Genomic DNA, 26600 nt, shown 5'->3' on the forward strand with positions numbered 1-26600 from the left:
CTAAAATCAGAAGCGTGTTGAAATTCGTGTTGATTCAACACGGCAAGAAATCAGACAAGATCTGCAAGCAATCAACTCCAAACTGGATAGATTGATAGAACGCCAGATGCGTACCAAAGGGAACTAGCCAATGGATAGCCCTGATCAAGCACAACTACTCGAAGAGCAACACAGAAACAAAGCACTTATTGGCAGAACCCAATATAAAGGTATAAGCGCATGAATTTGTAGCGACTGTAGTAAAGTCATTCCCGAAGCCAGAAGGTAGGCATTACCAGGCATCTACACCTGTATTGACTGTCAATTACTCCCGGATATAAGAATATGAAATATATAGTTTTACTTCTATTTCTAGTCGTTGCTTCTGGTCTCTCTACAGGGTCAGAAAAACAGGAAGTTTGCGTAAAAGCCAGCACATGAAAATTCGTACTGCATGATCAAAAAGGCTATTTTCAGATTGAGGGATGCAATGGTCAAATTCATCAGTGGACTGCTGTAACAAAAAGTATTGAGACTTCACTATGAAAAAACTGGAGTCCTTACGCGAGCATTTATTATCATCCCCTATTGGATTGCAAGAAGATGATTTATTAACCTTTTCAGAACAAGGAAAAGTAATCAGCTTTCAAGGGGAGAATAACCAACATTTTGAGCTGCGTTATTCTGCCAATATTATTATTACCGACTACAGTGGTGATGCTGACCAAGTTGCTTATTTACTATTGCAATGGCTAAAACAGAATCAACCATATTATAAAGAAGATGCGATTGAATTTTAGGCCGATATACTCAGCCAGTCCGCAGTCGATTTATCTTTGAAAATAGAGCTTTAAGAAATCATTAAAGTACGCATCTAAGATGAATTTGTTTATTTAAAATCTTGCGCTTAACCAAACCTTTCTGAAATTATTTTACCCAAACAAGAGTGGAAAATGACCACCTAACATAATCCTTACGGACTAGAACAAGATAGATAATGACAATGCTTTAGAGCAATTGTCGCAGTCTATTTTATCCAGTCTATCAGCACCTGAGAGCAAAAAATTGTTTCGTCAAATGTCGTTTTAACTTCGCAAGAGAAATCAAAAAAGAATCACTGCACAACAGAACCAAAAAGGCGAAACTTGGACACCAAGGAAGAAACAACTAAACAAACAAGGTCACGTTGCCAAAAAGAAAAAAATGATGCTTGGCTTGAGAAAAGTGAGGAGGCTAAAAAACCAATAATCACCTATTGGTTTATCTATCGGCTACCAATGGCGAGATGCAAAAATAGCGCGTATTCACCACTATGGTCTACGTGACAAGCCATCTTCAAAAGCCAAATCTACCAGTTATCCTGACCGTCAATTACTGGGTGTTAATAGCACCGATAAACGATTCCTACGTGATCTGCTATTACGGCAACTGTCCTTTAGTTGAATCAACCAAAAACAACCGCTGACTATTAGACTGAACAAGGTGAGTCTATCAACATGCTTACATGAGCTTGAATACCGTTGATCTATATCGTCGTTTTTAAAACCTGATCCGCATTGGCACGATTGCTGACGTTGATTATCAGGGTAAGCGGTTGCGTGTAAAAAGCGGTGAACTATTGACGGATTGGTTGCCATGGCCTGCTGAAATTGTCAGAAACTTTAAACACTGGCGACCATTAAGAACAGGTATACAGGTTGTTTTGGAATGCCCTTCAGGTGACCCAGCGAAAGCACTCATTATTTTTATTCTGTATTCCAGTCAATTGGATGCGCTATCAACTGATCAGAATATCGACTTGATTCAATTTAATGATGGAACCGAGCTTTATTACGACTCTGTCTCACATCACATGCAAATCAATGTTGCGGGCAGCATGACCATCAATTGCAGCGACGATTTTATTGTGACTGCATAGAATGTGAGGCTGAACTAATGCCAGCAGTAACTCGATTAGGTGATCAATGCACAGGGCATGGATGTTTCCCTTCACGAGAAAGCACACAGGGTAGCCCTGATGTATTTGTAAACGGTATCGCCGCACATCGACAAGGCGACACACGGTCTGCCCATGGCTGTGCTACTTGCGCACCTCATGGCGTGGCTTTGGCTCAAGGCTCCACAACAGTTTTTGTGAATGGCTTACCTATAGGCCGTATTGGCGATCCTGTCGATTGCGGTTCCAGTGTCATGAAAGGCTCCAGCAATATTTTTGTGGGAGGATAACAGATGGTAACGGGTATGAATGCAACCACTGGCAGAACCATTTCAGGAAAATCGCATTTACGCCAATCGATTGCGGATATTCTGACCACTCCAATTGGCTCTCGTGTGATGCGCAGAAACTACGGCTCGTATCTCTTTGATTTAATCGACCAAGCCGAGAATGATGCAGGCCGTTTACGTTTAATGACGGCAACGGCAGATGCACTGATACGCTGGTAACCCCGCCTCAAGCTGAACAAAGTCACGATTGACTCTAACTTTTATGGTGAAACGACCATCCAGATATAGCGGGCTATATAACGGTTCTGAGACTTCTATTGAATTACCTTTAGGAGTCGCCGCATGATTAAGAAAAAACCTTGGCTATTTAAATTAAGTGACGACTATTCATGGGACGCCTCCCGCTTTATTTTCAACGATATTACTTTTGATAACGCTTGGTTACACATCGACAGCGGCGTGATTACTGTCAAGCAAGGCTATGCCTTGTATGGTTGTTCCCATAAATGGGTAATTTCTGATTTGTGGGTAATCGGTACACCAGATGGCCGTTTACATCATAGACTGCCCATTACTTACCACGCATCGTTGATTCACGATGCGCTGACTTAGTTCAGAACAACACTGCCTATTAAGCATCAGCAAGCGACAGCCATTTTTGATGCCATGCTAAAAGAGCGTCAATTTTTCTGGCGCAAATTGTATGTATTAGCAGTATCTCTACTCGGCCCACATGATTTTAAAGGTAACAGAGATATGCGTGGAGGTGCCCAATGACCTTGCTGGCCTCCACTGCATTACAGTCACTACCCGATCCAACTATTATCGAGGATTTGGATTTTGAAGTGCTGCTGAATGAAGTCAAGGCAGACTTCATCCGCTTTGCACCCGAGTTAGCCAGTTCTCTGGTATTAGAATCCGAACCGGCTAACAAAATAGCGCAGGCGATTACTTATCGTATTTTGCATGAACGCAAACTGGCTAATGACCAGGCATTATCACTGATGCTGGCCAAGGCTGAAAAAAGCCAACTGGATCATCTAGGCAGTTTGCCTTTTATCAATACACCAAGAAAAACCATTACGCCTGTGGATAACGAAGCGGTACCGCCTGTCCCTGCCGTATTGGAAATCGATGCGGAGTATCGGCTACGCCTGCACATTGCATTGGAAGGATTCTCAACGGCTGGGCCAGTGGATGCTTATATTTATCATGGCTTGGCCGCACACGAAGATATTAAAGATATCGCTGTTGATGCACCAACCTTTACTCGCTGGGCAATACCCAGTGAATTAACCAATAGTCTGCCCAACAATGGCATTGTCCTCATTCCTGACTACGATGCTGGCATTGGCTGATCCAATGCCTGGTGATGTCGCTGTCACAGTATTAAGTCGTATCGATACCGGCACGCCCAGTGCAACAGCTATGACAGCCGTTGAAAACACACTGGATAATGACAAGATACGTCCATTAACTGATCGCCCTCGCTGCCGTGGTGCTGAGGTTGTCACTTATCAGATCAAAGCCAATATATGGTTTTACCCTGGCCCTGATGCCGCACTTATTATTGAAGGAGCTAATGCAAAAGCACAAGGCTATGTCGAAGACCGGAAACGCATTGGTTATGATGTCACGCTTTCTGGCTTGCATGCGGCTATTCATCGTTCAGGGGTACAACGGGTAGAGATGATTGAACTTGTCAGCGATTTTCAAATTAACAATCGTCAGGCCAGTTACTGCCTATCTATTGAAATAAATAATCAGGGGGTAGCGGTATGACCGACACACTAATGCCCCCGTCTTCGAGTCCATTAGAAAAAGTCGCTGATCTCACTGCAGCCTTACATATTGAGGCTATTCCCGTAGAGCGTATTTTTGACCAGTGGCATCCGCAGCGCTGCCCCGCTGGGCTATTAGGTTGTCTAGCTTGGGCAGTCAGTGTTGATGATTGGAACCCAGACTGTCCGGAACAGGTAAAACGCGATGTGATTGAATCCAGCGTGCAAGTACATCGACATAAAGGCACCCTTTATAGTGTTAAACAGGCTTTATCTTCGCTGGCCATTCAAACACAAATATCCGAGTGGACTGAGAATACACAGACCAACACACCATATAGCTTTATTGTCAGTGCCTTTGTTAACTAAAATATTGCATCAGGTAATGAAAGTGTTTTGGATGAAAACTTTTACCAACTGGTCAGGCAACAAGTCAGCAATACCAAACCTATCAGAAGCCAGTTTGATATTCATGTGGGCGCTGCATTTTCTAATGAGACAGGCATGCACACAGTGATGGGTGCGGCTCAATCACAACGCTATGACAGCACGTTAAAACAAGATGTCATTCAAACAGAAAATCATTTTAAGGCAGCAACCTGCTCGCAGCTAAGCGAAGTCACTAGGCACAACATACATCTAATGCCGATCACCGAGCTTAAGCAGACAAGCATACAGCTTGCTGCCGTAAGCAGGCCCGTCATTTTGGTACAAGCAATTATGGAGGCTGCATGAGCACAACTTTAAACCCTGTTATCACTTCGGCTGGCTTAAATGCGGTCTTTAATGCTCAAAATAATAGGCTATATGCCACCATTTCTGAAATTGCATTAGGTGATTCTGCATGGATAACAGACAACACCGCAACGGCTCTACAAAACGAAAAACGCCGTATTTCTGTTAGCGGTGAACGTGTCAATGATTCACAGATTAATTTAACCGGTGTAGAAGACGGCACCAGTTTGGAATATTGGGTGCGTGAAGTTGACTTCTATCTGGCTGATGGCACTTTGTTAGCGATCTAGAGCAATGCAAACCAAGCATTGGCCTATAAATCCGCTGGTGTTGATTTGTTACTGGCTTTTGATTTGGTGCTATCGGCGCTACCCGCTAGCAGCGTGACGATGGATGGTTCTGCTGGTTTCAGTTTGCCTCCTGCCACAGATAGCAAACGCGGCTTGATTCGTATTGCCACGCAAGCGGAAGTGACGGCTGGTACAGCTACAGACATAGCGGTTAATCCGGCACAGCTTGAAGCGGTTACCAGTGATTCAGCGTTGATGAACAGCATCTTAACTCGGGATGGTAACGGCTCAGGTTTGGATGCGGATTTACTCCGTGGCCTACCGGCTGATTTTACCTCCAGCAAAGCCGTAAACGGTTATCAAAAGTTACCCAGCGGCTTAATTATCCAATGGGGTGCAGGAACTGCCGCTCAAAGAGAAACCATGTCTTCAGGCTATCCAAACACTCTGCCAATTGCATTCCCTAATCAGGGCTTTTTTGCAATAGCTAGTTATTGTGGTGGGTTAAACACCACAACAGTCTGGTTTGAGTCTGCATATAGCGGTGCTCATACCGGAATTAGATACATTGTAATAGGGTACTAACAATGAAATTTGCTCACTACGACGATAACGGAAACATTTTAGGCTTCTATGACAATGGCATTCATATCGATATTCCAGAGCCAAACATACTGCTTTCAGAAAAAGAATGGAAAGGATGTGTTAATAACCCAACCTTGAGAAAAATTTATGTTGCTTCTGCCACGTTGATTGAAATAGCCAAACCTGAACCATCTTTAGACGATATTAAACATGCAACCAAAATCAGAGTTAATGATTTTACTGTTACTGTTAGTGTTCGTGCCAAGCTCACAGGCTATGCTGATCAATACAAACTAGCTGGATGGAACGATAAGTCACAACGCGCCAATCGTGTGATTACGAACACTGCGTCTGATGCAGATATAGCTATTTTACAGACTGAGTGTGACAAACGCGGCAAAGGTGAAACCCCACAAGATCTAGCTAAGAATCAAGCCGCAAAAGGCCAAGCTTTGGCTACGGCAGTTGCCATTATTGACGGCATGGAATCGGCGGCACTGGCTGCCATTGAGTCCAAGCGCAGTGAAAACACCTTGGCAGCTTTACTTGACTAACTTCAAACCGAGGCAAATGCCGAACTTAACCGTTTATTAGGAGAATAACCATGGCTACAGACTATCACCACGGCGTTCTCGTCATTGAGATCAATGAAGGCACACGGCCTATTCGTACTGTGCAAACCGCAGTCATTGGGTTTGTGGCAACGGCTCCTAATGCTGATGCTGCCTTCTTCCCTGAAAACCGACCTGTGCTGCTGACCGATATACTGGACGGCTTAGAGAAGGCAGGCAACAGCGGCCTTGCCTTACGTACTGGATGCCATCAAAGATCAGTGCAGCCCACTGACCATTGTAGTTCGCGTACCAGAAGGTGCTGACGAAGCCGAAACCACTTCCAATGTCATAGGTGGTATCGAAAACGGTCAGCGTACTGGATTGCAGGCATTGATGGCCGCTAAAGCCCAACTGGGTGTGACACCTCGCATACTGGTAGCACCTGGACTGGATAATGCCAATGTTGCCGCAGAACTGGTAGGCATTGCCGAGCAAACTCGCGCCTTTGCCTATGTTTCGGGAGTTATAACTAAAAGTGTTGTTTGAAAGGAATTGAAAAAAAGCGGCGTATCTGGTTGATTTGTTGTTGCGAGACATCAAAACAACCATTGGAGATACGCCACCACGAGTAAGAATAACGTTGTTAAGCTGGCAGGTCGAGATACGATTATCGATCCGCTGACAGAGTTGCCGAGAAGCGGTGCAGAGCAGTTGATCTACCAGGCGGTGGAGGCCGAGCTGCTGGAGCTGTTGGCGGAGCACGTCGAGCGACGGACAGAGGATGGCAAGGTGGGTGTGGTGCGTAATAGTCACCTGCCAGCTCGTAAACTGCAGACAGGATTAGGGCCGGTCACGGTCAAGATCCCCAAAGTTCGCGCGAAGACCGGCGAGCCGGTGACGTTCCGATCAGCTCTGGTGCCGCCGTATGTACGCAAGACGAAGTCACTGGAAGCGGCACTGCCGTGGCTCTACCTGAAGAGGATTTCCAGTGGAGAGATGGATGAAGCCCTGAAAGTGCTGGTGGTTCCGGATGCAACAGGCTTGTCGGCGGGCAGGGTATCGCGTCTGAAGCAGGTCTGGGCAGAAGAATATCGGGGCTGGTGCGAGGAGCGCCTGGATAAGGGCCATTGGGTGTATGTGTGGGCAGACGGTGTCTACAGCGGACAGAGAGCAGAGCAGACGAAGCTGTGTGCCCTGGTGGTGATCGGCGTGAATGAGCGTGGTGAGAAGCATTTTCTGGCAATTGAGGATGGTGTACGGGAGTCCACACAGAGCTGTCTGGAGGTGCTGTTAAAACTGAAGTCACGCGGACTAAACCCGCCAAAATTGGCAATTGGAGACGGTGCTATGGGCTTCTGGGCTGCACTGGAGGAAGTGTATCCAGAGACGCGTCAGCAGCGCTGCTGGATGCACAAGACCATGAACGTGCTGAACTGCCTGCCAAGGTCAGCTCAGCCGAAAGCGAAGCAGGCACTGCACAACATCTGGCAGGCGGAGACCCAGGCCGATGCAGAAAAGGCCTTTGATCTGTTTATCAAAACGTATGAGCCAAAGTATCCGAAGGCTGCCATCTGTCTGCACAAAGACCGAGAGGAACTGATGGCTTTCTATCAATTTCCTGCGCAGCACTGGCAGAGCATTCGGACCAGCAATCCGATTGAATCCACCTTCGGGACAATCCGCCATCGAACCAAGCGTTCCAAGGGCTGCCTATCGCGTGACGGCATGCTACACATGATGTTCAAACTCGGCCTGTGTGCCGAGAAGACGTGGAGACGATTACGGGGTTTCGATTATCTGGCGAAGGTGATAACCGGAATCAAATTTAAAGAGGGTGTTGAGGTAGCAGGAGTCGATCAGGTCGCCGCTTGATTCAACTGGCTAAACACCAGATTTGACTATAACTTATGTTTCGGCGTTTGGTGCTGAAACCAAGGAAGATGCGGTAAATTACCGCAATAGCTTCGGCCACCGTGAATTGATGGTGTTATGGCCAGACTTTATTAACTGGGATACCGTCAACAACGTAGAACGCCAAGCATGGGCTACGGCTCGCGCTTTGGGCTTGCGAGCAAAGCTGGATGAAGACATTGGCTGGCATAAAACACTGTCTAATATTCCAGTGTCAGGCGTTTCTGGTTTATCAAAAGACATAAGTTGGGATCTACAAAACCCAGCCACGGATGCCGGTTATCTCAACAGCAACGAAGTCACCACGCTGATCAACGAGAAAGGCTTCCGTTTTTGGGGTTCCCGTACTTGCAGCTCTGATCCACTCTTTGCTTTTGAAAACTACACGCGTACCGCCAAAGTGCTCGCAGACACCATGGCTGAGGCGCACTTTTTGGCAGTGGATAAACCATTACATCCCACGCTGGCTCGCGATATTGTAGAAGGTGTCAACGCCAAAATGCGCGAACTGGTGGCCAATGGTTATTTGATCGGCGGCAGTGCCTGGTATGACCCACGTAACAATACCAAGGAAGCCTTAAAGTCCGGCAAGCTGGCCATTGAATACGACTACACCCCTGTACCGCCGTTAGAAAACCTGATGCTAATACAACGTATCACTGACCTGTATCTGGTGGACTTCGCTAACCAAATTAACACCGCTTAAACAAGGCGACAAATGTATTACCGAAATCACCCTGCGCAAGCCCATGAGTGGCGAACTACGCGGCATTAAACTGTTAGACATTATGCAGATGGATGTCAGCGCCTATGTGCCGTTACTACCACGCATAACTACACCCATGCTCAGTGAATCGCAAATCAATAATCTGGATCCGGCTGATCTGATACAGGTAATGACAGGCGTACAAAGTTTTTTCGTGAGTGCCGACTCCCCAGCGATGTAATGGAATCCTGGGCCGATATCAATTTGGTATTTGGCGGTGGTTGGCCACCCTTTGAAATGAACGCCATGCCGATTGATGAGCTATTGCGCTGGCATGAAATAGCCGAAGAACGCAGCAAAGCGCAATCAAGCGCAATCTGATTAGTGAGGAAAGCATGCAGAAAATCAAAGTGATTAGCGGGTTATTGGCGGTCTTAATTAGCTTGCCAATATGGTTTTATCTGATGTACTAAGTGCTGGTAGCCATCAATGCCAACGAGCTGACTTGGTTCTTAATATTGGGTTTATATCCCTGTCAATATATTTGTCGTTGCAGTCGGACGATTTTTAGATAGCGGTAACTAATCGTCGGTAAACAAGGAGGCACGCACATGGCCAACCACCATTAAGGTAGCCATGGCAGCAAGTAGGATAAGTAAGACTTTAATCGTAAACATAGCTTGAGTATACCATAGATGGCGCAAGGCCTTAAATTACAAATCATGCTCAAGGCCGTGGACAAGGTAACACGGCCATTACGGGGTGTGATTTAAACCGCAGAAAAACTGCGCGGACAAATGGTGCAAACGGGTTCAGAACTCAAGAATCTGTAAGGTGTGCAACGCTCGATTGACGGCCATCGCAAACTACAATAAAAGCTGGTCAGTACCGCCTAAAAGATGGATCAGGTACAAAAAGAAGTGGCCGAAATGGGGCGTGCTATTGCAGCCACAGACAACCCCACCAAACGTCAGATAAATCAATTTTAACGTGCCAAACAACAGCTTGGAAAGCTGAAAGCAGCGCACCGTTGGCATAAACTCGCATTAAGCGAATCGAGCCAAACCCTAAAAAAAGCCGGTATTGATACCCGAAACTTAAGCAATGCCGAGAAGAAACTCGCATCCAATATTTCTACCGTCAATCAACGCATGACGACACAAGCTCGAAAGCTTGATGCCATCCGGAAAAAGACTGCCGCTGCCGCCAAAGCGAAAGCTAATTACGACAAAGCCTTGCAACGACAGGCGAATCTAAGTTTTGTCGGTGCCGCAGGTTACGCAACCGGTACAAAAATATTACAGGGCGTTGGTGGTCTGATTCAACCAGGCATCGCCTTTGAAGAACAAATGTCAGCCGTAGGCGCATTATCTCGCCTAGACAAGTACTCCGAAGCCTTCAAACAACAGCAAGAACAAGCGAAGCAACTCGGTGCGTCAACATCATTTTCTGCCACAGAAGCATCGCAAGGTATGCAAAATCTCGCGATGGCCGGTTTCAATGCCAATAAAATACTAGCGTCTATGCCAGGTATTCTCAACCTGGCAAAAGCCGGAGCACACGACCTTGGATCTACGGCTAATATTGACTCCAATATTTTATCTGCATTTAAGCTACCAGCCACTGAAATGAACCGTGTCAGAGATGTACTCGCCGCCACCTTTACTCGTAGTAATGTTGATCTGGAAATGCTCTGTGAAACATATAAAATATACAGTCCCCATCGCACAAGAGTTTGGTGCGAGTATCGAAGAGGCAGCGGCACTAACGGGTCTGCTAGGCAGCAAAGGTATTCAAGGCAGCATGGCGGGTACAGCGATGCGAACCATGTATAACAACATCGCATCACACGGCCCTGCGATGGATGCACTTAAGGAATTGGGTATTGCAACACGAGATGCCAATGGCAACATGATCGCCGTGCCAAAAATACTTAGCGAAGTAGCCAAAAAAACCGAAAAAATTGGTGCTGGTGACCGCTTGTCCATTTTCAAAGATATAGCAGGCAAGCAAGCCGGAGCAGCCTTCGCCTCACTGGTGGGTGATGCCGGTGCAGGTGGCATTACTCAATTCATTGAAGTGCTAGAAAATGCACGTGGAGAAGCCAAACGTATTGCCGAACAAATGGGCAACAATACCGCTGGCGACCTGAAATCTTTAGAGTCTGCCTGGGAAGCCGTCAAGCTATCGCTTTTCAGCACCAACAGTGGGTCAATACGGGACTTGATCCAACACATCACCACGCTCACACGCAAATTAAATGCGAAAGTGGTTGCTGTCGGTGGCGTATTTATTATTGCCATTGGCGCTATAGCATTAACAATGGCCCGCGTCTTGGGGCCATTGGCTATGATGCGCTATGCACTCAGCTCATTGCATATCATCGGCATGATCAGTAAATTATTCGGTGGACTCATGTGGGTGCTAACAAAAGTGGGAGTTGTCGCAAAAATAGTCGCCGCGAAGCAATGGCTGTTAAATATCGCCATGAATGCTAACCCTATTGGTTTGGTCATAGCGGCTGTGGCTGCGTTAATAGCGGTTGGTGTCTTGCTCTATAAAAACTGGGATACGATTATCGCCTGGTTTGGTGAAAAATTCGATTGGATGAAAAGCAAGTTTGACTGGATTGGTAAAGCCACAAAAGCATTCGGCAGTCTATGGAATGCAGTCTTTGGTAACGATAGTGATCGTCGAAAAAATCGTTAAAATAACGGAAAAATCAACACCAGAAAAACCCATTCTCGATACCGCGAAAAAATAGCACCCGCAGCAGCGCTCAGCATGGGTTTAGGCTTAGGCGGCCCAGCCTTGGCAGATAGTCAACAGATTCAACCGTACACACCCATTCAGCCAAAACCGGCTATCGTGCAGCACGTTACTAACACCAGTACACCCAATATCACCATCCACGCTACACCAGGCATGGATAAACAAGCGGTGGCAAAAGCCGTTACACGGGAACTGGAAAACCAGCAGCGCCAACAAGCGTCCAGACAAAACGCACAACTCTATGACGGAATTGACTAATGCTATCAACACTTGGCTTATTTGTTTTTGAATTGAGCAGCGCTTCTTATCAACAACTACAACGTAGTGATAGCGAACGCTGGGCAAGTCATTCACGAGTCGGCTCTCGCGCCAGTTGGCAACACCTTGGCCCTGGGGAAGATATCATCACCCTGTCAGGAACGCTCTACCCTGAAGTCATAGGCAGCAAAGTTTCGCTTGATACGTTGCGGGAAATGAAAGCCAGCGGTAAATCGTGGGTATTTATGCTCGGCACAGGTGCCACGCTCGGTCAATACATTATCAACAGCATTAATGAAACCTATCAGCACCTGTTTAAAAATGGGCAATCACGCAAGATCGACTTTAGTCTCAAACTCACCCGTACTGATAATGACAGCGTTGACCTACTGGGTGATTTTGGTTCTCAGGTGAATAGCCTTGTCCAAAACAGTATCCGGCAACTATCCTGACAAAGGCGAGAACTTGGCATGCAACCCGCTTATCAAATTACCATTAACAACGAAGACATCACCACACGCTTATCAGATCGACTCATCTCACTGACACTGACCGACAAACACGGACTGGAAGCCGACCAACTTGACCTGACCATTAGCGACCATGATGAACAAGTGAACCTTCCCAAGCGTGGCGTCACTATACGTTGCTATATTGGCTGGAAAGATAGCCCACTGGTTGATAAAGGCAGCTTTACCGTTGATGAAGTAGAACACAGCGGCAGTCCCGATAAGTTGACTATTCGGGCACGCAGCGCTGATTTCCGCGAGGGTTTTAAAGAACAAAAAGAAGGCTCGTGGCATGAAAAAAGCTGCCTGAGATTATAGAAACCATTGCCGGTGAGCATCAGCTTAAACCTGTCATCACTGAAACACTAAAAGAGGTCTTTATTTCCCATATCGATCAAACCAATGAGTCTGATGCCAACCTACTTTCGCGGCTGGCCAACTTGCACGATGCCATTGCCACGGTAAAAAACGGTTCACTACTGATACTGCCCATGGGTCACTCGAAGACAGTCTCGGGTTTAAGCTGGCAAACCATTACACTGACCCGACAGGACGGCGATAATCATCGTTATTCCGAGGCAGAATGGCAACGATTACAGCGTGGGCAACAATCCATGGAACTCACCCTGGCCGAAGGCCGCGCCGATATTATTCCAGAATCACCCATTCGACTGCGAGGCTGGAAAGCGTCCATCAGTACAACAGATTGGTTAATGAGCGAAATTAAACACACCATCAATGATTCAGGCTTCATCACTCAACTAATGTTGGAAACAGCTATAGATACTTGACGATGATACTAAATATAGTATCATTAAAGCATGAGCAAAGCCGAGAAGCTACTACAGCAAATGAAGTCCAATCCAAAAGCCGATTGGACACTAGATAATGTAAAAACGCTATGCAAAGCGTTTAATCTCACTTTGCGTCAGCGAAGTACCAGTCACGCTGTCGTCACTAATGCCAATGGTCAGCATCTCACGGTACCCATGCATAAACCCATCAAGCCTTTGTATATCAAGCGCTTGGTTGAACTGATCGAGGTGACACAATGAACTTTGAAGATTATCCCATCAATGTATCCCCTATCCCTGCCGATGAAGGCGGTGGCTACATGGTTTCTATTCCTGATTTTCCTGGCTGCATCGCTGATGGTAATACCATCGATGACGCGATTGCCGAGGCGCATGATGCTTTTGATGCGTGGGTTATGGCGGAGCAGGAAGACAAAGGAGAACTGCCTGTACCCAAAACCTACAGCGGCCAGTTTGTTCAACGCATTCCCAAAAGTTTGCATCGGCAACTGGCCAAACGTGCTGAAACCGAAGGGGTAAGCTTAAATCAATTGGCAACTACTTTGTTGGCGCAGGGCTTGGTTAGGCATTAATAGATTATTGGTCAGGTATTTCACCTGTTTCAATTAAGGAACAAAACTGGCTTTCAGTCAGTACTGTAGTACCTTGATGCCTGCTTTTTTCTAATTTTGCTGGCCCCGCATTGTAACCACCACACAAAAAATCGAGGTTCTGAGTAACTCCAGCCCTTATCTGCATACCTGCTTCAACCGCCATAGTTATGAGCCGTTGCTTGTTGTCTTTTTTTAAACCCAGTAAAACAAACTTCAATCGCATCACGCGAAGGTTGCATAGGTTTACTAGCGGCGACTTTAGATGAATTTTTCTAATAGTAAACGAGTTTTTCTTGAATAACAGTATCACTGCGATCTGCTGCAAAGTCTTCTAAAATTCTATCTTTACGGAATGTTCGCAGGGCATTGGCTTGAGTACAAATACCTTGGATATAATCGTCTGATTCAGATACATTGTTGACACTTCTGGCCGTAATATTGCCACGCGCATTTTGGTATATAAAAACCTTTATATCATCAGACATACTTAACACCCTCCTAAAATTCCATATACCAACAATGCGCCCTAAAATTTGAACCTTGTCTTTTTCACCATTTTGAATGACATAAGGCTGGTATTTGGCATTATCATAAATCATTAACATTGAACCATCAGGCTTGCGTTGCAGCCGTTTAATATAAAGCTCATCATTCAAATTTAACACATAAACAGCATCCATTTTTATTTCATCAATCCCTGTATCAACAAAAAGGACATCACCGTGATTAAAAGTGCCTTCCATGGAGTCACCATGTCCGGTAATCATGGATAAATTACTGGGTGAAGAGATTGTAGACAGGTTTTCTCTAATCCAGAGCGTATTAACTGAAACTTGAGACACAACGGTATCGTGCTCCAAATCAGCAGGTATGCCTTTACCCATGGATCCAGTTGCTGCAAGCTGAGGAATGACTACATGCTTACTACTACTTGCCAAGGCCATGTTAGATAATTGGTATGAGCCATCGTCTTCGCCTTTCTCTAACCAGATTTAAGATACCCAAAGTACATCTGCATATACATCCAAAACTGGTGAAATATCCATACGTCTACCACTCTCAATCGCTTTTATTCCTGCCGCTTTTACAGTATTGGTGTTATCAGTAGCCTCTCACAATGCAGATGCCAAGTCGCCTTCTGTCCAACTTTTTACCTCTCTGGCTTTATGAATACGCTGGCCTACCTCATAGTGATAATTGCTAATAGGACCATTCCCGTAATGTAGCCACTCCATATGCACATCAAACTCTTGTGCAATTAACCTAATATTCTCCAGGCGCGGAATAGCCTCATCTTCCAGCCATTTCCTTGCTCCTTGCTGCGAGGTTTTGAACATGGCCGCCAGCTTGGTCTGCCTACCCTGATTTTTTTCAGCAAATCCATTCCAGTCAAAAACAGCGTTCAGACGGTTTGAAAAAGCAGTTTTTTCATTTTTTATACCCATAGGCTCTATTCTCCATAAAATAAGGTTACTTTCAGTGCTTTGCAATGGTAACTTTCGGTTCTAATATTGTCTGCAATAAACGTAAGCACTTGGAGATAAGCAGCATGACACCTCTAAAAAGGGTGATTTCTGTATACGGCAGAGAATACATAGCACGAGCTACTAGCGTTAAATCATTGCCTGTAATCAGTCGGTGGGTTCGAGAAGGGGTTCCTACCAAGCATTGCAAAGCAATTGAAGATTCCACGAATGATTTAGTCACTGCTTACGAGTTACGCCCCGATATATTTCCCACCCCTGATCAACCGTCAGTGGGGGCTATATAAATGAGAACACGCTGCCCTCACTGCAATGATCTGTGTACGACACGCAAGACAGAGCAAATCTCCAGTTTGTATCGAGAGGTCACCTTTGTTTGCAACAACAGTGAATGTGGCCATGTGTTTGTCGCCTGTGTTTCGCCTGTGTTTCGCCAGTGAGAACGTTCAGTCCATCAGCCATACCAGACCCTAGCGTTAATTTACCCTTGTCAGCACACATCAATAAATCCGCCTTATCCAAAGCTTTAGGTTAATCAATAGGAGATAGCCATGAACGATATGAACTTACTTGAACCAGCCGAACGTTTTGTACTCAGCCACCCTCATCTTGATGATATTGATCGGGATGCACTGTTACGTCAAACAACCGTGCATTTAGCCAATCAGTACGCCTGCGCTCAACACACAGCCGGTTTATTTGCGGCGCGAGCCGTTGCCAATATCGAAGCCAATGGCGTTGATGCCTACGTCGATATTGATAACTCCACCTCAAGCTGCGTGTTTGTCCGCATTAAAGGTCAACTACGAGCATTCAGCATTCAGCATTAAGGACTTGGTTAATGCCTTAGAAAACGAGCCAGAAGCGGCCTAGCACTTGGTAATGGGAGACACACAAATGAGCCAGCAACGATTTTTGAAATGCTTAGTCGCCAACCTCGCATAGAGATATTGTGGGATAAGAAAAACCAATCTTTAAACCTACAAGACTTTGAGAATGCGTTAGGCGTAATGAGTTCCGGTGAGGTGCAGAGGGCTAAATTTTTTGCATCAATTTGGTTCCACAACAACAAGACCTACGGCTTTGATTTGGCCGATGCTGTGTCGTCTCTGGATACCGATGGAAGAGAGCTGATTATGGAGTGGGTAGCCAGACCATTCTGGCCATAACGCTCTATGCCTGAATGTCAGCATTGCCAATCGGATAAAAACCGGAACGGAGGCGTTTATAACATGAAATTCCTGCGCTGTTTATCTCGATTGATATTGAATCACCCACATGAAAAAAGACGTGGCTTGATCACGCACTGGGCATCGCAGCATCAACATAATTTAGAAAAACTAAAAGCACAGGTCATCCATGAGCATAAAGAACAACGACAGGGTTAACCATCCACGTCACTACACCAACCACCCTAGTGGCATTGAGTGTATTCAGGTGATCGAGCATATAAATTTCTGCCTGAGTAATGCGGTTAAGTATATCTGGCGCTGTGATGATAAAGGGGATGCTTTAGAAAATTTGCGCAAAGCCTGCTGGTACATTGAGCGTGAAATAGAGCGCCGCCAGCGTCTTGAGGACGGGCAGAAAACAGCCCCGTATTGCGAGCTATGCGGCAAATGGGATAGCAGTACAGACAAAGGCGTATGTCCAGCGTGTCAAGGAGCTATTAATGCTTAATGACATTCAGCAAGACATAGTAAAACGCCTAAGTAATGACTACGAAATGAAAGAGCGTGGTGAATGGCTGCAGCAAGAAATTTGTCCATCCTGCAACAAAAAAGAGCTATTTACCCGCACAGAGCAACCCTGGGTGATACGTTGTGGACGTGAAAAAAAATGTGGTTTTGAGGGGCATACTAAAGAGCTTTATCCTGATGCCTTTGCCAATTTCAATCAGCGTTTCATCGCTACATAGGAAAGCCTAAACGCTACGGCTGATGCTTATCTAAAATATGCCAGAGGCTTTGATCTTGCCCGTATTAAGGGCTGGTATCGACAAGGTAAATTTTGGCACCCAAAAGCCAACAAAGGCACGGCCACGGTTCGCTTTGATATTGATCCCGCCCATGATATTTACATGGAGAGGCTTGTCGAAGAGGTGCTGATTACCGAAGACTCTAGCGAACAAAAAGCAAGAAAAGCACATTTTAATGGCTCCCACTATGGAAACTGGTGGCAACCACCAGGCATGCAGATCAACAAGGGAGATACTATCTGGTTGGTAGAAGGCTGCCTGGATGCCATTGCGCTACACCTCAACGGGTAAAAAGCGGTGGCAACACTGTCTTGCGTGAACTATCCAGAGAAACAGCTTGTACAGTATCAAAACAAAAGCATCACTTGGGTCTGTGGGTTGGATAATGACCCTGCTGGTAGACGCAATATAAGAAAATGGATTAAGCGAGGGCGTGTTGATGGATTGGATGTTACAGCAGCACAAATACCGCAACAAAGCAGCCAGAAAAACGACTGGAACGACTGTCATACCAACCACCGCCTAAGCCAGAAACACCAAGAAGAATATCTCTACCATGGCAGCCTGCTCATTGCCAAAAGTGCCTTGGATAAAGCGTTTCTTATCTGGAATAAAAAAAATCTGAATGGCTTTTTCTTTGATTTCAATCATCGCATGTATTGGTTTGAGTTGAATATTGATAAGTTCAATAAAGCCATTGAAAATATAGAGCGCGAGGATAACGGTGAAACTGAAGAGCAAAAACGCCGCAAGGCAGCCGAGCAATCTGGCGCATTAAGCGAAATAACCAACTGCCAGCCAACCTTTCTTTATTTTCAATCAAACAAACTGACTGACGAGAGTTGGTATTACTGCAGGGTTGAATTCCCACACAATGGCAAAGCCATCAAAAACATCTTTACCGGTGGACAGGTTGCCGCCGCTGCGGAGTTTAAAAAACGCCTGCTATCCATTGCGCCTGGTGGTTTGTTTACCGGCACATCCAAACAACTGGACTGGCTTGTAAAGCATCACATCCACAACATCAAGGTAGTCGATACCGTCGATTTTATTGGTTATAGCAAAGAGCACAAAGCGTATGTCTTTAATGATTTAGCCGTCAGTGACGGTAAAGCTTACGCCATTAATGATGAAGACTTTTTTGAAATCGGAAAACTGGCGATTAAAAGTCTCAACCAAGGTTTTCAGTTACAAATCGGCGACAGTTCCGATTATAGAGAAGATTGGCCCCAACTAGTTTATCAAGGCTTTGGTGCCAAGGGACTGGTCGCTATGAGTTTCTGGTTAGGTTCATTATTTTCCGAACAAATTAGAACCCTACACAAAAGCTTTCCTTTCCTCGAAATTGTCGGTGAGCCTGGTGGCGGCAAGACGACACTCGTTGAGTTTATGTGGGAATTATTAGGCAAGGCCGACGAAGAAGGGTTTGACCCCAGCAAGGCTACTGCGGCAGCCGTATCTCGCAAGTTTTCACAAGTTAGTAACTTACCTGTGGTGCTCATTGAAGCAGACCGAGAAGGAGACACGGCAAAATCCCGTAAATTCGATTGGGATGAATTAAAAACCGCCTATAATGGCAGAGCCAGCCGTGCACGCGGTATGAAAAATAGCGGCAACGAAACTTACGAACCCCCTTTTCGCGGTGCCATTGTCATCACCAAAAATGCCGAGGTCAGTGCTTCAGAAGCTATTCTGCAACGTATCGTTCATCTCTACTTTAGATAAATCTAATCACTCATCACAAAGCAAAGCCGCAACCGACCAGATGAACATCATTGCTGTTAAACATTTAAGTTTTTTTCTGCGACAAGCAGTAACCAATGAAGCACGAGTGATGGAAACCATTAAAAATAATACGCCCGTTTACGAACAACGATTATTATCTCTACCAGACATCAAGTCCGTGCGTATCGCCAAAAACCACGCACAGATTATGGCCTTAGCTGACGCACTCAGCGAATTACTCAAGTTGCACCTCGAACAGCACAAAGCCATTCATACCTGCATTCAACAACTGGCCATTGAACGCCAGCAAGCCATCGGAGCCGATCACCCCGTGGTACAGCAGTTTTGGGAAATCTATGAGTACCTCAATAATGACGATAAAGACCCCGTACTCAACCATTCTCGTAACGATGAGCTTATTGCTATCAACCTTAATAATTTCGTGCGCGTAGCCTCAGAGAACAAATAACAAATGCCACTACTGGCAGACCTTAAAAAGTATTTAAAAAGCTCAAAAAATCGAAAATTTTACTCAATCAAACCCGTTAATTCTGCTCTCGAAACCAGAGGCGACAGCTACGCTCAACCCAAGACAGTCAAATGCTGGCTTTTTGTTAAGGAGGCATCACAGTGATTAAACATATCGCGCAAGAAATACTTGAAGAGCTGCGATATCAAGGCCGCAACAATGATGCATTGTGGGATGCCGATGATATTGCACGCTATATGAAACTCTCAAAATCGACTGTGCAGAGTCGGATTATCTGTAAACAAAACTTCCCACGTGCGCTGCGCATGCCCACATCAGAAACAGGCATGGGCGGTAGGCGCTGGTTAGCGAAAGAAGTTAAGCAATGGGTTATGCGATATCGAGAGCCTTGTGTGTGAAGTTCTCTTTTAGGCCAAAAGCAGACTGATTCATTAACCAGTTCGTACAATCAATCCAGCCTCTGTGCAATTTCACTCGCAGTCGCGTTGTAGTAAATCATTAAAGAGCGAGGATCTCTATGCCCTACCATACGGGCTAAGTCCAATACATCTAACTTCCTTGCCAAACGGGTAAGTGCTTCATGGCGTGTATCATGAAATGTTAAACTATCAACCTCGGCAAGCTTTAATGCGCGACGAAATATAGTACCAGATGATTGTTGATTGTATTGAAAGACACGCCCTTTAGACTTTGGTGGTAATTTTTCCAATAGACTGACAGCCCGCAAAGAGAGTGGCACATCACGCTTACTGCCATTTTTTGTTTCTGGCAAGGTAACAAACCGATTTTTAAGATCAACATTACACCAATCTAAACCCCATATCTCACCCTGACGCATAGCTGTTTCCAGCGCGAATAAAAAGGCAACCGCAATTTCTTGTCGCTGAGTCACTACCTTGTCAGTATCAGTGTACCCCAAAGCATCAAGAATGCGTTCTATTTCCAATTCTGATATTCGTCGATCACGAGGGCTGGGATTCTTTGGACGGTCAACATCCCTGACAGGGTTGTTTTCAATCCATTTCCACTGCTTCCGAGCAATCTCAATCACCGATGCAATTAAATTTAACTCACGATTAACAGAGGACGATTTAATGCGCTTTAACTCACTATCCTTCCACTGGTTAATATCCTCGGTGCGCAAGTCGGTAAGAAGCACAGAAGCGAAATCAGCACGACAAAGCTTGTTTAGCCTAATCAGCTCCCAGCGCTGACCTTTTTTAGTTTTAGTGGGGGAGACCTCTCCAGCATAGCGCAAAAAAGCATCCGCCAAGGTTTTACCCCTGACCAATCCAGCATTTCTGCCCATCTCTTGTTCCTGGCTAACAGCCCATGCCTGAGCTTCTAACTTGCTATCAAAGCTTTTGGCTGTATAGCCTGATTTGAGACGAACTTCAGCTAGCCACTTTTTCCCGCGCTTCCGAATAGATGCCATTTTGTCGTAATTCTGCCGTAAATTTGTCGTACATTTTAATCGAATACGGCAATAAATGGCAATATAAGCAAGAAATCATCACACTCAATAAGCTTACAATACGCTGAAATATAATATATTTATTGGGTATAGCAAGATATGTTAAAAGTTTAAATGGTGCCCGGGGCAGGACCCGGCTGGCAATCCACATGACATGGGTTTCTTTCACGCTTTCTATTTTGTCAGTTTCATGGCGACCACCATCGGTTTCGGCGAGATACCCTATGAATTTACCGATGCTCAGCGTATGTGGGTCACCTTTTCCCTCTACGCGACTGCAGTGGCATGGATCTATGCCCTGAGCAATATATTGACGCTGGTACAGGATAAAACCTTTCAACAGGCGATGACGGAAAGCTTGTTTGCCCGGCGCATCCGGCGATTGCGAGAACCTTTTTACCTGATCTGTGGCTATGGCGAGACCGGCAGTGCTTTGGTTCAGGCCCTCACGGACCGTGACCAGCATGTGGTTGTTATCGATATAGACACGCACCGGGTCAGTGTCCTGCAACTGGAGAATCTGCGTCAGTATGTGCCGGCATTGCACGCCGATGCATCACGCCCGATTCACTTGTTGGAAGCGGGTTTGGAACACCCCCTCTGTGCGGGTGTTGTGGCATTGACCAATGAGAATGATGTCAATCTGAAAGTGGCCATCACCAGCAAATTGCCGCATCCGGATATCAAGGTGATCTGCCGGGCAGATTCTCACGATATCGAGGTCAACATGGCCTCGTTTGGCACGGACTACATTATTGATCCCTTCGATACCTTTGCCAATCATTTGGCTATTGCGCTGCAGGCACCAAGTCTTAATCTGCTCTACGATTGGCTTACCGGTGTGCGGCATCAGGAGCTCCGTGAACCTGTCTGCCCACCCAAGGAGGGCCACTGGATCATCTGTGGCTATGGCCGTTTTGGCAAGGCGGTCTATCGACGCCTGAAAATTGAAGGGCTGACGCCTGTGGTAGTGGAAGCGCTGCCGGAACAGGCCGGTGCGCCGGAAGATTGTATCACTGGCAGAGGAACCGAGGCCGTCACCCTGGAAGAGGCTGGCATTGGTCAGGCTGTAGGGCTGGTTGCAGGGACTGATGATGACGCCAATAATCTCTCTATCATCATGACCGCCAGAGAGCTGTGCTCCGATCTTTTCGTAGTGTTGCGGCAAAATCAGCAGGATAACCATCGCATTATCGAGGCAGTCAACGCTGACATGACAATGCATCCAAGTGCGATTATTGCCAACAAGGTTCTAGTTTTGCTGGCGACACCGTTACTCTATGAGTTTATGAGCCTTGCGTTGCACGAGAGTGACAGTTGGGCTTGCGAGTTGATCAGCCGAATCAGCGCTCTGGTCAATACCCGAGTGCCGGAGATTTGGGAGGTTGAGTTTATTCCTGAACATGCCCTGGCCGTGTGCAGCTCAATTGACCGAGGACAGCCGGCGACATTACAGGAGGTGACTACCGACCCGCGTGAACGATGCCTGCCCTGTATACTGCTGTTACTCAAGCGTGGCAATAGTATCACAATGCTTCCCAAGGATGGTCTTCATATAAAACAGGGAGACCGGTTGTTGTGCTGTGGCCAGTACTCTGCCAGCCGTCGTATGGAGTGGGGCCTGCAAAATGAACATGCTTTGAGTTACATCCTCACAGGCCGGGCGCAGCTACAGGGATGGATATGGAAGCTGTTTCAACAGACATAAAGGCAGGGAGAAGATAGATTGATGGTTTGCGCCAGCGAGGCGTCTAATCATATTTCAAAAATTTGATGGAGAACCCCTATGCATAGTTTGCTTGAGAAGCTGAAGAAAGATCACGGAAATCTTGAAAAAATACTGGCGCTGCTGACGGTGCAGCTGGATCGTTTTTTTGCTGGTCGTGAATCCAATTTTGATCTGAAGATCGAGCTTCTGGAGTATCTCGAAACCTATGCCGATCAAGTACATCATCCACTGGAAAATCTAATTTTTGATAAGGCAATAAATGAGGTGGGGGAGAAGCGCGAACTTCTGGAGCGTATGCAATCACAGCACAAGAGCCTGATTCTGTTAACCAGAAAATTCCGGCACTCGTTGGAAAATATCCTGCAGGGAGGCGTCATGCCGAGAAATGAACTGGAGGTTCAGGGGCGTGAGTATGTGGCGCTACAGCGTCAGCATATCAGCCTGGAAGAGCAGGAGGTTTTCCCGATTATAGATGCTGCATTGAACGAATATGAGTGGAATCAGGTTATTGCAAGTATGCTAAGCCATGATGATCCAGTGTTTGATACGCCGGATACAATACGATTTCAGACCCTGGTCGAATACTTATCCCAATCAGAAGATCTAGCGGTTGATTAGTGTTCTGCCAATCCGACAGTTGAGGATACTGAACATGATATTCCAAGTCATACGGTTCTTATTCGGAATATGGAGACGAGAGGCGTGATCCCTCCCAACCAGATTGTAAAGTGTATTGCTGATTATCGACTTGTGGATGGCGACAAAGAGTTTTCGTAAATAATTATATACTTAATCAACTTTATCTTTTTTAGTTAAAACGCCAGGGTTGTTGAGCCGCATATTCTGATGGTCGGGTTTGTGGGCAGTTTGTAACGAAGTACCTGACCGGGATCAGGCGTCATTAAACATTCAAATAACAAGCGTTCCGATGGGGGAAAAGCAGAATGGCTCATATTGTAGTACTGGGTGCGGGTACAGGTGGCATGCCTTGTGCCTATGAGCTTCGCGAGATGCTCGGCAAAGAACATGAAGTTACTTTGATCAACGAGAAGCCGGAGTTTCAGTTCACCCTGTCTAATCCCTGGGTAGCTGTCGGTTGGCGTGATCGCTCCAGTGTCACTTTTGATATCCGACCTCACGTTGAGCGTAAAGGCATCAGTTTTATTGCCAAGCGGTGCGATAAGATCGATGCGGATAATAATACCCTGACACTCGATGGCGACGAAGAGGTCAAGTATAATTACCTGATTATAGCTACCGGTCCACGCCTCGCCTTTGAAGAGGTTGAGGGTGCGGGTCCCGGCGGTGGGCACACTCAGTCAATCTGCACAGTGGATCATGTACTGTCAGCGTATGATGCCTATAAAGATCTGTTGGATGATCCTGGCCATGTGATTATCGGCGCCATGCCTTTTGCCAGCTGTTTCGGACCGGCCTACGAGTTCTCATTCATTATGGATTTCGATCTGCGCAAGCGAAAAGTGCGCGACCAGATACCCATGACTTACGTTACGTCCGAGCCTTATATCGGTCATCTCGGTCTGGGCGGTGTTGGCGATTCCAAAGGTTTCCTCGAATCCGACATGCGTTCCCACCACATCAACTGGATTACCAATGCCAAGGTGACCAAGGTTGAAGCTGGTAAGATGTTCATCGAGCAGTACGACGACAGTGGCCACATGATTAAAGAGCATGAACTGGATTTTAAATACTCCATGATGCTGCCAGCTTTCAAGGGCGTGGATGCTGTGGCCAGTGTAGAAGGACTCTGTAACCCACGTGGTTTCGTGTTTGTGGATAGCCATCAGCGTAACCCGACGCACCCGAATATCTATTCAGCGGGTGTCTGTATCGCTATTCCTCCTGTTGAGGCTACAGCCGTACCTACCGGTGCACCCAAGACGGGTTATATGATCGAGTCCATGGTAGCCGCCATTGTTCACAACATTGATGATGAACTTTCCGGTCGCCAACTCTCTACCAATGCCACCTGGAATGCTATCTGCTTAGCGGATATGGGCGACACGGGTGCAGCTTTGTGGCACTGCCGCAGATGCCACCACGTAATGTGGCTTGGTTCAAGAAGGGTAAATGGGTGCATATGGCAAAGATCGCGTTTGAGAAGTACTTTATTCGCAAGATTGAAGAAAGGTACCTCTGAGCCGATCTATGAGAAATATATTCTCAAAATGCTGGGTATTGCCAAGCTTAAATTAGAGTCTGATCAGTAAGTTAGACTGCCACTGCTTGACATAAAATACTTCTGACAACCGTATGCGCCGGTTGATGACAGAACGGCACCTTTTCAATTCGCAATAACGACAATAGAACGACTGTAGCGCGCTTCTTACAAAGTGCAAAAAAGATTCTTAACAGGATCAGCAGGTTTATCACCAGGAAGATACTGCCTGATCCAGGCAGTAGAGGTGTCGGCACGCCTCGCCCGGATGTCGCTTAATCGATAGCCGTTCTTTCCCTGGCCGAACTTGCCTCCAACCGGAATGCGCGGAGGTACGCTTTATGTCGCTGTGCCTTCAAATATCAATGTAGCAACCAACGGGGCAAGAGTGTTCCTTCTGGCCAGTATTCCCCCCATCGCTCGATGTGGTTCAGGTTCCGACAAAAGTACTGCAACTGTTGCTTGATCTCCCGACGCCGTACCTTTTCGGCAGGCCGCCCCTGCTTCACTATAGCGAGGTAAGCTTTATGCGCCTTTTCACGATAGGTTCGAGGTTTCTTTTTCAATACCGTCCTGGGATGGATGGCGTCGATGATCTGCTCACTGAACTTCCTGGCTTCATTCAACAGACTCAGTTTGGTAAGATGACGGTGTCTATGGAGCGAGTGAACATCCCCCCGATAAAACGGATACCAAACTCTAACAAGAAGGTGTTCGATGCCAAGATACAATCAACCGAGGAAGACATGGAAATACACGGAGGAGTTTAAAGCGAAAGCGGTGTAATTGAGTCACTTAGAGGGCATGTAGGTTAAAGAAGTTGCTCGCCTAAAACAGGAGAATGGTAACCCCCCGGGAAGTAGCTGACGCCAAAAGTAGAATTTTCTCGTAATATGAATGCAGGAGATTCTGCATGAAGACATCAAGATTCAAGGCCCTGGCAAAAAGTGGTAAGGCCATCTCGTCGCAAGGAGATGGCCAAGATCACAGCTACGCAGGATGGCGTGTCGGTACGTCTGGCTTATCGTGCATTTCTGTATCAGCGAGACCTGCTATCGCTATCAGGCCAAGCATTCGAGCGACAACGCACTGGTTGCAGATTGGTTACTCCGATTGACGATGACCAATCGAACCTGGGGTTTCGGGTTGTGCTATTTGTACCTGCGCAATGTGAAGGGTTACCCCCTACAATCATAAACGTGTATACCGCATATACAGGGAGTTTGAGCTGAACTTGCGGATCAAGCCCAAACGTCGATTGAAGCGCGACGTGCCGGATGCGCTAGCTGTACCTCGTCAAATTAACATCATGTGGTCGATGGGTTTTATGCATGACAGCCTGGCCGATGGCCGTAGCTTCAGGACGTTCAATGTCATCGACGACTACAATCGTGAGGGGCTGGGTATTGAGGTGGACTTCTCGTTACCGGCAGTGCGTGTCATTCGTGCACTGGAACAGATCGTCGAGTGGCGAGGCAAGCCAAATTCCATTCGCTGCGACAATGGCCCCGAACTAATCAGTGGTCAACTGATGGAGTGGGCAGAGAAATAATGGATTAAGTTACACTATATCCAGCCCGGCAATCCGCAACAGAACGCGTACGTGGAGCTTTTTAACAGAACAGTTCGACATGAATGGCTGAACCAGCATCTCTTTGAGTCGATCGAGTATGCCCAGCACACCGCCACTCAATGGTTGTGGCGCTACAATACAGAGCCGCCAAACATGGCCATTGGAGGAATAACCCCGTATCAGAAGTTGGCGCAAGCCGCATAAGCCCTACTTTTGTGCGCAGCTGAAAATGGGGGGGTTACCCTTCAAATTTT

At 46.4% G+C, this 26600-nt stretch carries 38 protein-coding genes and 6 pseudogenes; 39 read left to right on the plus strand and 5 right to left on the minus strand.

Features of this window, described 5'->3' with window-relative positions; all coding sequences use genetic code 11:
- Nucleotides 1–521 precede the first annotated feature (521 nt).
- The 25 genes and pseudogenes from MN084_RS05695 to MN084_RS05815 all read left to right on the plus strand — a co-directional run bounded on the left by MN084_RS05695 (nt 522) and on the right by MN084_RS05815 (nt 13693).
- A complete protein-coding gene (locus MN084_RS05695; RefSeq protein WP_241086856.1) occupies nt 522–779 on the plus strand; it encodes a phage tail protein in 258 nt (85 codons plus the stop codon).
- Nucleotides 780–1281: 502 nt separating this feature from the next.
- Nucleotides 1282–1422, plus strand: a complete 141-nt coding sequence (locus tag MN084_RS19320) for a phage virion morphogenesis protein (protein WP_445083945.1) — start codon at nt 1282–1284, stop codon at nt 1420–1422.
- 151 nt (nt 1423–1573) lie between these two features.
- Nucleotides 1574–1897 carry a phage baseplate assembly protein V gene (locus tag MN084_RS05700; RefSeq protein WP_241086855.1) on the plus strand — a complete coding sequence of 108 codons (324 nt, stop codon included), beginning with the start codon at nt 1574–1576 and terminating at the stop codon, nt 1895–1897.
- Nucleotides 1898–1914: 17 nt separating this feature from the next.
- Complete coding sequence (locus MN084_RS05705) at nt 1915–2205, plus strand: PAAR domain-containing protein (RefSeq protein WP_241086854.1); 291 nt, start codon at nt 1915–1917, stop codon at nt 2203–2205.
- A 3-nt stretch (nt 2206–2208) separates the two neighbouring features.
- Nucleotides 2209–2421 (plus strand): annotated as a pseudogene (locus MN084_RS19325) (GPW/gp25 family protein); the annotation flags it as partial.
- A 126-nt stretch (nt 2422–2547) separates the two neighbouring features.
- Complete coding sequence (locus MN084_RS05715) at nt 2548–2817, plus strand: hypothetical protein (RefSeq protein ID WP_241086853.1); 270 nt, start codon at nt 2548–2550, stop codon at nt 2815–2817.
- 161 nt (nt 2818–2978) lie between these two features.
- Complete coding sequence (locus MN084_RS05720) at nt 2979–3563, plus strand: baseplate J-like family protein (RefSeq protein ID WP_241086852.1); 585 nt, start codon at nt 2979–2981, stop codon at nt 3561–3563.
- The gene (locus MN084_RS05725; protein ID WP_241086851.1) at nt 3547–3987 is read left to right on the plus strand and encodes a baseplate J/gp47 family protein; all 441 of its coding nucleotides are present in this window, start codon (nt 3547–3549) and stop codon (nt 3985–3987) included. The genes MN084_RS05720 and MN084_RS05725 overlap by 17 nt, the downstream gene beginning before the upstream one ends.
- Nucleotides 3984–4355, plus strand: a complete 372-nt coding sequence (locus MN084_RS05730; RefSeq protein WP_241086850.1) for a phage tail protein I — start codon at nt 3984–3986, stop codon at nt 4353–4355. The genes MN084_RS05725 and MN084_RS05730 overlap by 4 nt, the downstream gene beginning before the upstream one ends.
- A 27-nt stretch (nt 4356–4382) precedes the next feature.
- On the plus strand, nt 4383–4721 hold the full coding sequence (locus tag MN084_RS05735) for a hypothetical protein (RefSeq protein ID WP_241086849.1): 339 nt from the start codon (nt 4383–4385) through the stop codon (nt 4719–4721).
- Complete coding sequence (locus MN084_RS05740) at nt 4718–5011, plus strand: phage tail-collar fiber domain-containing protein (RefSeq protein WP_241086848.1); 294 nt, start codon at nt 4718–4720, stop codon at nt 5009–5011. The genes MN084_RS05735 and MN084_RS05740 overlap by 4 nt, the downstream gene beginning before the upstream one ends.
- Nucleotides 5012–5029: 18 nt before the next feature.
- Nucleotides 5030–5596 carry a gp53-like domain-containing protein gene (locus MN084_RS05745; RefSeq protein WP_241086847.1) on the plus strand — a complete coding sequence of 189 codons (567 nt, stop codon included), beginning with the start codon at nt 5030–5032 and terminating at the stop codon, nt 5594–5596.
- 2 nt (nt 5597–5598) lie between these two features.
- Nucleotides 5599–6150, plus strand: coding sequence for a hypothetical protein (locus MN084_RS05750; protein ID WP_241086846.1), 552 nt, complete (start codon nt 5599–5601; stop codon nt 6148–6150).
- Between the two features lie 50 nt (nt 6151–6200).
- Nucleotides 6201–6669: pseudogene (locus MN084_RS05755) on the plus strand (phage tail protein); the annotation flags it as partial.
- Between the two features lie 129 nt (nt 6670–6798).
- Nucleotides 6799–8022, plus strand: a complete 1224-nt coding sequence (locus MN084_RS05760) for an IS256 family transposase (RefSeq protein WP_330178525.1) — start codon at nt 6799–6801, stop codon at nt 8020–8022.
- 34 nt (nt 8023–8056) lie between these two features.
- Nucleotides 8057–8767: pseudogene (locus MN084_RS05765) on the plus strand (phage tail sheath C-terminal domain-containing protein); the annotation flags it as partial.
- A 43-nt stretch (nt 8768–8810) separates the two neighbouring features.
- On the plus strand, nt 8811–9008 hold the full coding sequence (locus MN084_RS05770) for a phage tail assembly protein (RefSeq protein WP_241086845.1): 198 nt from the start codon (nt 8811–8813) through the stop codon (nt 9006–9008).
- Nucleotides 9008–9148: a GpE family phage tail protein gene (locus MN084_RS05775; protein WP_241086844.1), complete on the plus strand. Its 141-nt coding sequence runs from the start codon at nt 9008–9010 to the stop codon at nt 9146–9148. The genes MN084_RS05770 and MN084_RS05775 overlap by 1 nt, the downstream gene beginning before the upstream one ends.
- A 770-nt stretch (nt 9149–9918) precedes the next feature.
- The gene (locus tag MN084_RS05780; RefSeq protein ID WP_241086843.1) at nt 9919–10602 is read left to right on the plus strand and encodes a phage tail tape measure protein; all 684 of its coding nucleotides are present in this window, start codon (nt 9919–9921) and stop codon (nt 10600–10602) included.
- A complete protein-coding gene (locus MN084_RS05785; protein WP_330178526.1) occupies nt 10514–11476 on the plus strand; it encodes a phage tail tape measure protein in 963 nt (320 codons plus the stop codon). The genes MN084_RS05780 and MN084_RS05785 overlap by 89 nt, the downstream gene beginning before the upstream one ends.
- 102 nt (nt 11477–11578) lie before the next feature.
- Complete coding sequence (locus MN084_RS05790) at nt 11579–11797, plus strand: hypothetical protein (RefSeq protein WP_330178416.1); 219 nt, start codon at nt 11579–11581, stop codon at nt 11795–11797.
- Entirely contained in the window at nt 11797–12249 is a 453-nt protein-coding gene (locus tag MN084_RS05795; protein WP_241086841.1) for a phage tail protein, read from the plus strand. The genes MN084_RS05790 and MN084_RS05795 overlap by 1 nt, the downstream gene beginning before the upstream one ends.
- 18 nt (nt 12250–12267) lie before the next feature.
- Nucleotides 12268–13097 (plus strand): annotated as a pseudogene (locus MN084_RS19330) (contractile injection system protein, VgrG/Pvc8 family).
- A 30-nt stretch (nt 13098–13127) separates the two neighbouring features.
- Nucleotides 13128–13361, plus strand: a complete 234-nt coding sequence (locus tag MN084_RS05810) for a hypothetical protein (RefSeq protein ID WP_241086838.1) — start codon at nt 13128–13130, stop codon at nt 13359–13361.
- Entirely contained in the window at nt 13358–13693 is a 336-nt protein-coding gene (locus MN084_RS05815) for a type II toxin-antitoxin system HicB family antitoxin (protein ID WP_241086837.1), read from the plus strand. The genes MN084_RS05810 and MN084_RS05815 overlap by 4 nt, the downstream gene beginning before the upstream one ends.
- Before the next feature lie 4 nt (nt 13694–13697).
- Here the strand turns inward: MN084_RS05815 and MN084_RS05820 are convergent, their stop codons facing one another.
- The 3 genes from MN084_RS05820 to MN084_RS05830 form a co-directional block, all read right to left on the minus strand.
- Nucleotides 13698–13937, minus strand: a complete 240-nt coding sequence (locus MN084_RS05820) for a hypothetical protein (protein WP_241086836.1) — start codon at nt 13935–13937, stop codon at nt 13698–13700.
- Between the two features lie 49 nt (nt 13938–13986).
- Nucleotides 13987–14598 (minus strand): S24 family peptidase, encoded by a 612-nt coding sequence (locus MN084_RS05825; RefSeq protein ID WP_330178417.1) that lies wholly within the window; start codon nt 14596–14598, stop codon nt 13987–13989.
- 228 nt (nt 14599–14826) lie between these two features.
- Nucleotides 14827–15159 carry a helix-turn-helix domain-containing protein gene (locus tag MN084_RS05830; protein WP_241086834.1) on the minus strand — a complete coding sequence of 111 codons (333 nt, stop codon included), beginning with the start codon at nt 15157–15159 and terminating at the stop codon, nt 14827–14829.
- A 104-nt stretch (nt 15160–15263) separates the two neighbouring features.
- Between MN084_RS05830 and MN084_RS19335 the strand changes: the two genes are divergently transcribed.
- The 10 genes from MN084_RS19335 to MN084_RS05875 all read left to right on the plus strand — a co-directional run bounded on the left by MN084_RS19335 (nt 15264) and on the right by MN084_RS05875 (nt 19789).
- On the plus strand, nt 15264–15485 hold the full coding sequence (locus MN084_RS19335; RefSeq protein WP_445083893.1) for a YdaS family helix-turn-helix protein: 222 nt from the start codon (nt 15264–15266) through the stop codon (nt 15483–15485).
- On the plus strand, nt 15486–15638 hold the full coding sequence (locus MN084_RS05835) for an ogr/Delta-like zinc finger family protein (protein ID WP_330178418.1): 153 nt from the start codon (nt 15486–15488) through the stop codon (nt 15636–15638).
- 111 nt (nt 15639–15749) lie between these two features.
- Entirely contained in the window at nt 15750–16028 is a 279-nt protein-coding gene (locus MN084_RS05840) for a hypothetical protein (protein ID WP_241086833.1), read from the plus strand.
- A gap of 120 nt (nt 16029–16148) precedes the next feature.
- Nucleotides 16149–16367 carry a hypothetical protein gene (locus MN084_RS05845; RefSeq protein ID WP_241086832.1) on the plus strand — a complete coding sequence of 73 codons (219 nt, stop codon included), beginning with the start codon at nt 16149–16151 and terminating at the stop codon, nt 16365–16367.
- 190 nt (nt 16368–16557) lie between these two features.
- Nucleotides 16558–16878, plus strand: a complete 321-nt coding sequence (locus MN084_RS05850; protein WP_241086831.1) for a DUF3310 domain-containing protein — start codon at nt 16558–16560, stop codon at nt 16876–16878.
- Nucleotides 16871–17116: a hypothetical protein gene (locus MN084_RS05855; protein WP_241086830.1), complete on the plus strand. Its 246-nt coding sequence runs from the start codon at nt 16871–16873 to the stop codon at nt 17114–17116. The genes MN084_RS05850 and MN084_RS05855 overlap by 8 nt, the downstream gene beginning before the upstream one ends.
- A gap of 162 nt (nt 17117–17278) precedes the next feature.
- On the plus strand, nt 17279–17467 hold the full coding sequence (locus MN084_RS05860) for a toprim domain-containing protein (RefSeq protein ID WP_241086829.1): 189 nt from the start codon (nt 17279–17281) through the stop codon (nt 17465–17467).
- A gap of 6 nt (nt 17468–17473) precedes the next feature.
- Nucleotides 17474–18901 (plus strand): toprim domain-containing protein, encoded by a 1428-nt coding sequence (locus MN084_RS05865; protein ID WP_241086828.1) that lies wholly within the window; start codon nt 17474–17476, stop codon nt 18899–18901.
- 40 nt (nt 18902–18941) lie between these two features.
- A complete protein-coding gene (locus tag MN084_RS05870) occupies nt 18942–19370 on the plus strand; it encodes a hypothetical protein (protein WP_241086827.1) in 429 nt (142 codons plus the stop codon).
- A 161-nt stretch (nt 19371–19531) separates the two neighbouring features.
- Nucleotides 19532–19789, plus strand: a complete 258-nt coding sequence (locus tag MN084_RS05875) for a helix-turn-helix transcriptional regulator (protein WP_241086826.1) — start codon at nt 19532–19534, stop codon at nt 19787–19789.
- Nucleotides 19790–19839: 50 nt separating this feature from the next.
- Here MN084_RS05875 and MN084_RS05880 read toward each other — a convergent pair whose 3' ends face one another.
- Nucleotides 19840–20826, minus strand: a complete 987-nt coding sequence (locus MN084_RS05880) for a tyrosine-type recombinase/integrase (protein ID WP_241086825.1) — start codon at nt 20824–20826, stop codon at nt 19840–19842.
- A gap of 193 nt (nt 20827–21019) precedes the next feature.
- Here MN084_RS05880 and MN084_RS05885 point away from each other — a divergent pair, with 193 nt between their 5' ends.
- The 3 genes and pseudogenes from MN084_RS05885 to MN084_RS05895 all read left to right on the plus strand — a co-directional run bounded on the left by MN084_RS05885 (nt 21020) and on the right by MN084_RS05895 (nt 24825).
- Entirely contained in the window at nt 21020–22573 is a 1554-nt protein-coding gene (locus tag MN084_RS05885) for a potassium channel family protein (protein WP_241086824.1), read from the plus strand.
- Between the two features lie 78 nt (nt 22574–22651).
- Nucleotides 22652–23212 (plus strand): hemerythrin domain-containing protein, encoded by a 561-nt coding sequence (locus tag MN084_RS05890; protein ID WP_241086823.1) that lies wholly within the window; start codon nt 22652–22654, stop codon nt 23210–23212.
- 326 nt (nt 23213–23538) lie between these two features.
- Nucleotides 23539–24825, plus strand: a pseudogene (locus MN084_RS05895) (NAD(P)/FAD-dependent oxidoreductase).
- A 310-nt stretch (nt 24826–25135) separates the two neighbouring features.
- On the opposite strand, the gene MN084_RS05900 reads toward MN084_RS05895, so the two are convergent.
- Nucleotides 25136–25399, minus strand: coding sequence for a hypothetical protein (locus MN084_RS05900; protein WP_241086822.1), 264 nt, complete (start codon nt 25397–25399; stop codon nt 25136–25138).
- Between the two features lie 315 nt (nt 25400–25714).
- On the opposite strand from MN084_RS05900, the pseudogene MN084_RS05905 reads away from it, so the two are divergent.
- A pseudogene (locus MN084_RS05905) lies at nt 25715–26550 on the plus strand (IS3 family transposase); the annotation flags it as partial.
- Nucleotides 26551–26600 lie beyond the last annotated feature (50 nt).

Source organism: Candidatus Vondammii sp. HM_W22, assembly GCF_022530855.2.
GTDB lineage: Bacteria > Pseudomonadota > Gammaproteobacteria > Chromatiales > Chromatiaceae > Vondammii.

What these genes read in the sequence shown, in the direction of transcription:
- MN084_RS05695 (WP_241086856.1), top strand. Translation starts at nt 522, where the DNA reads ATGAAAAAACTGGAGTCCTTACGCGAGCATTTATTATCATCCCCTATT.
- MN084_RS05705 (WP_241086854.1), top strand. Translation starts at nt 1,915, where the DNA reads ATGCCAGCAGTAACTCGATTAGGTGATCAATGCACAGGGCATGGATGT.
- MN084_RS05715 (WP_241086853.1), top strand. Translation starts at nt 2,548, where the DNA reads ATGATTAAGAAAAAACCTTGGCTATTTAAATTAAGTGACGACTATTCA.
- MN084_RS05720 (WP_241086852.1), top strand. Translation starts at nt 2,979, where the DNA reads ATGACCTTGCTGGCCTCCACTGCATTACAGTCACTACCCGATCCAACT.
- MN084_RS05725 (WP_241086851.1), top strand. Translation starts at nt 3,547, where the DNA reads ATGCTGGCATTGGCTGATCCAATGCCTGGTGATGTCGCTGTCACAGTA.
- MN084_RS05730 (WP_241086850.1), top strand. Translation starts at nt 3,984, where the DNA reads ATGACCGACACACTAATGCCCCCGTCTTCGAGTCCATTAGAAAAAGTC.
- MN084_RS05740 (WP_241086848.1), top strand. Translation starts at nt 4,718, where the DNA reads ATGAGCACAACTTTAAACCCTGTTATCACTTCGGCTGGCTTAAATGCG.
- MN084_RS05750 (WP_241086846.1), top strand. Translation starts at nt 5,599, where the DNA reads ATGAAATTTGCTCACTACGACGATAACGGAAACATTTTAGGCTTCTAT.
- MN084_RS05770 (WP_241086845.1), top strand. Translation starts at nt 8,811, where the DNA reads ATGAGTGGCGAACTACGCGGCATTAAACTGTTAGACATTATGCAGATG.
- MN084_RS05775 (WP_241086844.1), top strand. Translation starts at nt 9,008, where the DNA reads ATGGAATCCTGGGCCGATATCAATTTGGTATTTGGCGGTGGTTGGCCA.
- MN084_RS05780 (WP_241086843.1), top strand. Translation starts at nt 9,919, where the DNA reads ATGACGACACAAGCTCGAAAGCTTGATGCCATCCGGAAAAAGACTGCC.
- MN084_RS05795 (WP_241086841.1), top strand. Translation starts at nt 11,797, where the DNA reads ATGCTATCAACACTTGGCTTATTTGTTTTTGAATTGAGCAGCGCTTCT.
- MN084_RS05810 (WP_241086838.1), top strand. Translation starts at nt 13,128, where the DNA reads ATGAGCAAAGCCGAGAAGCTACTACAGCAAATGAAGTCCAATCCAAAA.
- MN084_RS05815 (WP_241086837.1), top strand. Translation starts at nt 13,358, where the DNA reads ATGAACTTTGAAGATTATCCCATCAATGTATCCCCTATCCCTGCCGAT.
- MN084_RS05820 (WP_241086836.1), bottom strand. Translation starts at nt 13,937, where the DNA reads ATGCGATTGAAGTTTGTTTTACTGGGTTTAAAAAAAGACAACAAGCAA.
- MN084_RS05825 (WP_330178417.1), bottom strand. Translation starts at nt 14,598, where the DNA reads ATGGGTAAAGGCATACCTGCTGATTTGGAGCACGATACCGTTGTGTCT.
- MN084_RS05830 (WP_241086834.1), bottom strand. Translation starts at nt 15,159, where the DNA reads ATGGGTATAAAAAATGAAAAAACTGCTTTTTCAAACCGTCTGAACGCT.
- MN084_RS19335 (WP_445083893.1), top strand. Translation starts at nt 15,264, where the DNA reads ATGACACCTCTAAAAAGGGTGATTTCTGTATACGGCAGAGAATACATA.
- MN084_RS05835 (WP_330178418.1), top strand. Translation starts at nt 15,486, where the DNA reads ATGAGAACACGCTGCCCTCACTGCAATGATCTGTGTACGACACGCAAG.
- MN084_RS05840 (WP_241086833.1), top strand. Translation starts at nt 15,750, where the DNA reads ATGAACGATATGAACTTACTTGAACCAGCCGAACGTTTTGTACTCAGC.
- MN084_RS05850 (WP_241086831.1), top strand. Translation starts at nt 16,558, where the DNA reads ATGAGCATAAAGAACAACGACAGGGTTAACCATCCACGTCACTACACC.
- MN084_RS05855 (WP_241086830.1), top strand. Translation starts at nt 16,871, where the DNA reads ATGCTTAATGACATTCAGCAAGACATAGTAAAACGCCTAAGTAATGAC.
- MN084_RS05860 (WP_241086829.1), top strand. Translation starts at nt 17,279, where the DNA reads ATGGAGAGGCTTGTCGAAGAGGTGCTGATTACCGAAGACTCTAGCGAA.
- MN084_RS05870 (WP_241086827.1), top strand. Translation starts at nt 18,942, where the DNA reads ATGAACATCATTGCTGTTAAACATTTAAGTTTTTTTCTGCGACAAGCA.
- MN084_RS05880 (WP_241086825.1), bottom strand. Translation starts at nt 20,826, where the DNA reads ATGGCATCTATTCGGAAGCGCGGGAAAAAGTGGCTAGCTGAAGTTCGT.
- MN084_RS05885 (WP_241086824.1), top strand. Translation starts at nt 21,020, where the DNA reads ATGGGTTTCTTTCACGCTTTCTATTTTGTCAGTTTCATGGCGACCACC.
- MN084_RS05890 (WP_241086823.1), top strand. Translation starts at nt 22,652, where the DNA reads ATGCATAGTTTGCTTGAGAAGCTGAAGAAAGATCACGGAAATCTTGAA.